Below are 6,671 nucleotides of genomic sequence, written 5' to 3' on the forward strand. Positions count from 1 at the left end.
CGTGACCATGTCGAACTCGCGGTTCAGGATGCCCACGTAGGTCGAGTCGCCCAGCTTGTTGGCCGCGACCGCGGTGCCGAAGTACCGCCCGCTCTCGGCGGCGGACGCGCCCAACGTGGTGCCCGCGCTGGCCACGCTCGGCAGGACGACGGCCAACGCGCCGATCAGCCCGACCGCACCGGCCAGTGCCGCGACGCGTCGCGGCCCTCCTCGTGCCACCGGCCTGCCGGCTTCGGTGACAGCAGTTCTGGACATCACTTCCTCCAAGGGGACGACCGGACCGCGCCGGGCGGTGCACCGGCTCGGTTCGAAAGTTGCGATAGCGGACGTCGACGCTTTCGAAAACTAAAGCCGAAGATCGCGCGAGTCAAGGATTGAGATCACCTATAGAGACGCAACAATGCAGGTAGAGCCCAAGGTAGTGCTGCTCGCACTACCTTCTGCGGCTTACGAAAGTATCGGAACCGAAGTCGGTAAGGTTCGGTCAGTCGCGCCGCGACCGGGTGCGATCGGCACGGGAGCACCGGCGTCGCGGCGGTCCGGCGCTCGTGACGCTCCGGGGCTGTGGCGGCTCCACACATCGGCGGGCGATGAAGAGTGGCGGGGTCCACCAGCGACGGACGGCCCGCAGGACTCCTAGCGTCGGCGTATCAACAGTGACCGCCATCACTCAACGTGGAGGATGCGCATGTCGGATCGTCGCCCTGTCCCGGCCGTCCGCGGTCCCGCCGCGACACTCGTCGCGGTGCTCGCCGTGGTGCTGGCCACCGCGGTCCACCTGGTCTCGTCACCACGACCCGCCGCCGCCGCGACCCTGCAGGAGGTCACGGGTTTCGGGACGAACCCCGGGAACCTCCAGATGTTCCGCTACGTGCCCGCCGGGCTGCCCGCGGGCCGCCCGGTCGTGGTCGCCCTGCACGGCTGCACGCAGAACGCCACGGGCTACGGCACGGCCACCGGCTGGTTGCAACTGGCCGACCGGTGGAAGTTCACCGTCGTCGCGCCGCAGCAGAAGTCCCAGAACAACGCCAACTCCTGCTTCAACTGGTTCGAGGCGGGCGACACCCGGCGCGGTTCCGGCGAGGCGTTGTCGATCAAGCAGATGGTGGACAAGGCCAAGCAGGACAACGGCGCCACGTCCGCGTACGTCAGCGGCCTGTCCGCGGGCGGCGCGATGACCGCGGTCATGCTCGCCACCTACCCGGACGTGTTCTCCGGCGGCGGCATCGTGGCCGGCCTGCCCTACCACTGCGCGACCTCGGTGGCGTCCGCGTTCGGCTGCATGAACCCGGGCACGAACCTCAGCCCCGCCCAGTGGGGCGACAAGGTCCGCGCGGCGTCCTCGCACTCCGGCCCGCGGCCGAAGGTGTCCATCTGGCACGGCACCGCGGACACCACGGTGCGCCCGCTCAACGGCACCGAGCTGGTCGAGCAGTGGACCGACGTCAACGGCACCGACCAGACCCCGGACGTCAGCGACACCGTGGCCGGCTACCCGCACCGCGTCTACGGCGGCACGGTCGAGCACTACTCGATCACCGGCATGAACCACGGCCAGCCCGTCGACCCGGGTACCGGCGCCACCCAGTGCGGCAGCACCGCCGCGTACATGCTCGACGTCAACGCCTGCGCCGCCTACCACCTGGCCCGCTTCTGGGGCATCGACGGCGGCGGCACGGTCCCGACCGACCCCACCACGACGACCGACCGCCCGCCGTACACCGAGACGATCACCGCCACCGCGACGGACCACTACGTGGCCCAGCGGATCGACGTCGCCGAGTACAACACCCTGGGCGCCCGTCACGGCTACAACACGCCCTTCGCGCTGTACCGGTGCGGCGCGGACTGGACCGACAAGGCCGACTGCTCCGCGATCTGAGCGGGGCCGGCACGTCGGTCAGGGCAGGACGACGATCTTGCCGACGTGCCGGCCCTAGCGGAACCGCCGCTGCGCCTCGTGGACGGCGACGAGCTCGTGCCGCCCGGCGACGCGCGGGCTGACCGCACCGGCGCGAGCCGTCTCGACGAGCTGGGCGAAGTGCTCCCGCGTGTGCATGGACGAGCCGATCAGGGCGATGTTGTGCAGGTAGAGCCGGCGCAGGTCGAACGACACCACGGGTCCCGCCCGCACCGGCGATCACCCACCGCCCGTCGTCGCGCACCAGCGGCAGCAGGGCGGCCAGTTCCGGACCACCGGCCACGTCGGCGACCGCGTCCAACCCGGACGGCACGAGCGACCGCACCTGCTCGGCGACGTCGCCGGCGTCCCTGCTGACGACCCGGTCCGCACCGGCCTCGGCGACCGCGTCGGCCTTGGCGGAGCTGGTGACGGCGACGACGTGCGCGCCGCGCGCGGCGGCGAGCTGCACGAGCGCCAGGCCGACGCCACCGGACGCGCCGGTGACGAGCACCGTCTCACCGGCGCGCAGACCGGCGCGTTCGAGCATGCCCATCGCGGTGCCGTAGGCCACGGGCAGGCACGCGAGCTGGTCGTCGGTCAGCGGTGACGCCGAGACGTCGTGCGCCTGGTCGACCGGGACGACCACGCGCTCGGCGAAACCCCCGTCGGCCTCACTGCCGAGCAGCCCGACCGGCGGCGCGTGCGGGCCGCCGTCCCGGTAGATCGCCGGGTCGACCAGGACCCGCCGGCCCACCAGCTCGCGCGCCCCACCGGGCCCGACCGCGTCGACCACGCCCGCGATGTCACCACCCTGCACGCGCGGGAACCGCAGCGGGCCACGCCACCCGGCCAGGGCGTCCGGCTGCCCGGGCAGGCCGTACGCGCCTTCCCTCGTCCAGATGTCGGTGTTGTTCACCGCCGCCGACGTCACCCGCACCAGCACCTCTCCCTCACCGGGGACGGGAACGGGCCAGTCGTCGCGCACCTGGAGGGCGTCGAGCCCCCCCGTGCCGGGTGAGCACGGCGGCGGTCATCGTCTGTTCCACCGTTCCCACCCTGACAGAAGTCGCGTGGTTCTTCAGGACGGGCGGGTGATCACCGCTGCGCGCCGGACCGTGAACGACCGGTTCCACCGGGCGAGCAACCTGTGGGCGCGTTGACGAGTCTCCACCGAGGTAGTGCGTTCACGACTGGGGAGGTCACGTGCGTCGAGCACGCTGGTTGGTGGTCGCCTTGCTGGCGGCCGGGCTGCTGAGCCCGGCAACGGCACAGGCGGCGCCGGTGGCCGGGGCACAGGCCCGCGCCATCACGTTGATCACCGGTGACAAGGTGGTCGTCGACGAGCAGGGGGCGCTCGTCCGCATCGAGGGTCGGCCCGGGGCGCGGTTCGTCCGGTACGTCGAAGAGGACCACCAGTTCGTCGTGCCGGAGGACGCGCTGGCGGAGCTGGCGCAGGACCGCGTGGACAAGCGGTTCTTCGACATCACGGCACTGCTCGACTTCGGCTACGACGACGCGAGGACCGACCGGATCCCGCTGCTCGCGGACGGGCTCCGGGCGTCGGCCGCGGTCGTGAAGTCCGAGGCCGCGCGGCGGTGGGCCGAGCGCCGGGTGGGCGTCCAGAGCGCGGGCAAGCTCTGGCTCGACGGCAAGGCGAGGATCACGCTCGACCAGAGCGTGCCGATGGTCGACGCGCCGGGCGCCTGGCAGGCCGGGTTCGACGGCGCCGGGGTCACCGTCGCCGTCCTGGACACCGGCTACGACCAGCAGCACCCGGAGCTGAAGGACGTCGTGGTGGCCGCCGAGGACTTCACCGGCGAGGGCATCCAGGACAACGTCGGCCACGGCACGCACGTCGCGGCCACCGTCGCCGGGCGCGGCGGCACGTACAGCGGGGTCGCCAAGGGCGCGAAGCTCGCCATCGGACGGGTCTGCGGCACGTGGGGCTGCCCGGAGAGCGCGATCATCGCCGGCATGGAGTGGGCCGCCCGCGAGGTCAAGGCCAAGGTGGTCAACCTGAGCCTGGGCGGCGACCAGACCGACGGCTCCGACCCGCTGTCGCAGGCGGTCGACCGGCTCACCGCCGAGACCGGCACGCTGTTCGTGGTCGCGGCGGGCAACGACTACACCTACCGCAAGGTCTCCGCGCCCGCCGCGGCCGACGGGGCGCTGGCGGTCGCGAACCTCACCAAGCAGGGGCAGCTCAACGAGTCGTCCTCGCGCGGGCCGCGGTTCGGCGACTACGCGGTCAAGCCGGACATCGCCGCCCCCGGCACGGACATCGTGGCGGCACGGGCGAGCGGCACGCTGCCCGACGAGGCGGTCGGCGACCTGCACGCGCGGCTGACCGGCACGTCGATGGCCGCGCCGCACGTGGCGGGCGCCGCCGCGATCCTGGCGCAGCGCCACCCGACGTGGACCGCGCCGCAGCTCAAGGCGCACCTGATGGCGTCGGTCAAGCCGGTCGCGGACTCGCCCGACCACGTCGGCACGGGCTTGCTGGACGTGCGGCGCGCGGTCGGGCAGCCGGTGCGCGCGGACGTCGGCAGCCTCTCGTTCGGGCTGGTGGAGTGGCCGCACACGGCGGTGCGAGAGAAGACGATCACCTACCACAACGACGGCGACCAGCCCGTCACGCTGGAGGTCCGGCACGACCTGGGCGCCGACTTCACCGTGCCGTCGAACGTCACGGTGCCCGCGCACGGCTCCGCGCCGGTGGTCGTGCAACTGGACCCGCGCAAGGGTCTCGGCACGTTCTTCGGGCACGTGAAGGCGACCGCCGACGGCGTCAGCCTGACCACGTCGGTCGGCGCGTACGTGCAGGAGGAACGCCACGCGCTCACCGTCGAGGTGACCGGGCGTGACGGCAAGGCGCCGGCCAACGAGTTCCTGCTCCTGGTCGACCTGGCGAACGGGAGGTCGAGCACCCTCCCGCTGGACGCCGAGGGCCGCGGCACGATCAAGCTGCCGGTCTCCGACTACGCCGTGCTCGGCCGCGTCGAGCAGCACTCCGCGCTCGCGAGCTGGTACACGCCGATCTCGGTCACCGAGCTCGCGGGGAAGGTGTCGCTGGCAGCCGACGTGACCGTCCGGCTGGACGCCGCGCGGGGCGAGCCGATCACGGTCGACCTCGAGGACGGCGACGTGCGACCGCTGCACCGGGAGGTCGACCTGAGCGTGCCGATGGAGCCGGGCAAGACCTCCGGCGTCAGCGGTCCGGTCGAGGGCTCCACGCCGGTGTACGGCTTGGCGTTCGGCGACCCGTTGCCGCAGCTGTCCTACTCGACCACGCTCAAGGCCGCGCGGCCCAGGGTGGCGTTGGGCGGGTTCGGCCTGCCGGTGCGCTACGCCGACGCGAGCCCCCACTTCACGCCCGGCACGCACAAGTTCCGCACGGCCCGGCGTGACGGTGACGTCAAGGGCGCGCTCGTGCTGGTCGACAGCGGCGACGAGGACATCTACGCCTTGGCGCAGCAGCTGAAGGACGCGGGCGCGGCTGCTGTGCTGCTGCTCGGGCCGTTGCCGTTGCCGGGCGAGGCCCAGACGGCGTTGCCGGTGCTGTCGGCGTCCGACCACGGCGCGGCCCAGCTGCCGATCGGGCGCGAGGTCGAGATCCACGCGGTCGACTCGTCGCCGGTCAGCTACAACCTGTTCTTCCCCGAACAGGGCGAGCTGCCGGCCGGCAAGGCGTACCGGGTGGAGCGCGGCGAGCTGGCCGAGGTCAAGGCCCGCTACCGGTCCTCGGGCGGTGACGGCCTGGTCCGCCAGCGCCTGTACCCGATGGTGCGCGGCAACACCGTGAAGAGCCTCGGCGTGCTGCTGGACGAGGCGCTGGTCGCACCGGTCGCGCGCACCGAGTTCTACAGCGCGGGCCACGACATCGGCTGGTACCAGGAGGGTTTCATCGGCCGCATGTTCGGTGTGGACGCGCGCGACCCGATGGTCGGCATCTGGTCCGACCTCGAACCGGCCGTGTTCGAGCCGGGCAGGCAGTACCGGCGCGACTGGAACGCGGCGGTCGCCTCGCCCCGGCTCGGCGGGACGTCGGTCGTGCAGTGGGCGGCCGGTGGCGGCGTGACCCGCACCGCGAACGGCATCGAGGCGAGGATCTCGCCGTTCGCCACCGACCGCGCGGTCGAGTCCTGGTTGGCCAACGGCTACGGCAGCCTGGACCTCAGGCGGGACGGCGTCTCGCTCGGGTTCACCGGCGACCCGCGGCGGGGCCGGTGGGAAGTGCCCGCCGAGCCCGGCCGCTACGAGCTCTCCGTCGACGCAGCGCGCGGCGCGCCGCAGCTGGAGCTGTCCACGAACGTGCACGCGACGTGGGGCTTCACCAGCGCGGCCACGGCGGAGGGCAGGCTGCCGCTGTTGCAGGTGGACTACGAGATCCCGCTCGACCTGCGCAACAGCGCCCGGGCCGGGCTGCCGCTGCCGGTGCGGTTCACCGTGTCGCGGCAGGCGGGTGCGGGCAAGGCGACCGTGCGCGAGCTCAAGGCGTTCGCGTCGTTCGACGACGGCGCGACCTGGAAGCCGGTGAGGTCGATGGTGCCGGTGGGTGGGAAGCCCGGCGGGTACGTCTCGCTGCGGGTCGTCGCCTCCGACACGGACGGCAACACCGTCGACCAGACCGTCCTGCGGGCATATCGCCTCAGGGCTTGATCACGGTGGCGGGGGGGGGGGGGGGGGGGGGGGGGGGGGGAGGGAAGGGGGGGGGGGGGGGGGGGGGGGGAGGGGGGCGACACCACCGCCATCCGCGGCCCCCCCCCCC

4 protein-coding genes and 3 pseudogenes are annotated in these 6,671 nt (G+C 72.9%); 3 read left to right on the forward strand and 4 right to left on the reverse strand.

The features are described 5' to 3' along the window. Positions 1-255: pseudogene (locus ACZ7GX_RS44890) on the reverse strand (hypothetical protein); the annotation flags it as partial. A 433-nt stretch (positions 256-688) separates the two neighbouring features. On the opposite strand from ACZ7GX_RS44890, the gene ACZ7GX_RS44895 reads away from it, so the two are divergent. After that, positions 689-1,882, forward strand: coding sequence for an extracellular catalytic domain type 1 short-chain-length polyhydroxyalkanoate depolymerase (locus tag ACZ7GX_RS44895; protein WP_498786783.1), 1,194 nt, complete (start codon positions 689-691; stop codon positions 1,880-1,882). Positions 1,883-1,936: 54 nt separating this feature from the next. Here the strand turns inward: ACZ7GX_RS44895 and ACZ7GX_RS44900 are convergent, their stop codons facing one another. Further along, a complete protein-coding gene (locus ACZ7GX_RS44900) occupies positions 1,937-2,134 on the reverse strand; it encodes a hypothetical protein (RefSeq protein ID WP_498786789.1) in 198 nt (65 codons plus the stop codon). Between the two features lie 28 nt (positions 2,135-2,162). Continuing rightward, a pseudogene (locus tag ACZ7GX_RS44905) lies at positions 2,163-2,414 on the reverse strand (zinc-binding dehydrogenase); the annotation flags it as partial. Between ACZ7GX_RS44905 and ACZ7GX_RS44910 the strand changes: the two are divergent. Next, positions 2,343-2,510 carry a hypothetical protein gene (locus ACZ7GX_RS44910; protein ID WP_498786790.1) on the forward strand — a complete coding sequence of 56 codons (168 nt, stop codon included), beginning with the start codon at positions 2,343-2,345 and terminating at the stop codon, positions 2,508-2,510. The pseudogene ACZ7GX_RS44905 and the gene ACZ7GX_RS44910 sit on opposite strands and share 72 nt — an antisense overlap. Before the next feature lie 66 nt (positions 2,511-2,576). Here ACZ7GX_RS44910 and ACZ7GX_RS44915 read toward each other — a convergent pair. Further along, positions 2,577-2,888, reverse strand: a pseudogene (locus ACZ7GX_RS44915) (alcohol dehydrogenase catalytic domain-containing protein); the annotation flags it as partial. 218 nt (positions 2,889-3,106) lie between these two features. Here ACZ7GX_RS44915 and ACZ7GX_RS44920 point away from each other — a divergent pair. After that, positions 3,107-6,562: a S8 family serine peptidase gene (locus tag ACZ7GX_RS44920; RefSeq protein WP_498786784.1), complete on the forward strand. Its 3,456-nt coding sequence runs from the start codon at positions 3,107-3,109 to the stop codon at positions 6,560-6,562. The last annotated feature ends 109 nt before the right edge of the window (positions 6,563-6,671 follow it).

The organism is Actinosynnema sp. NPDC037264 (assembly GCF_055603705.1).

Excerpts from the sequence above, each read along its gene's own strand:
- ACZ7GX_RS44895 (WP_498786783.1), top strand. The coding sequence starts at position 689 with ATGTCGGATCGTCGCCCTGTCCCGGCCGTCCGCGGTCCCGCCGCGACA.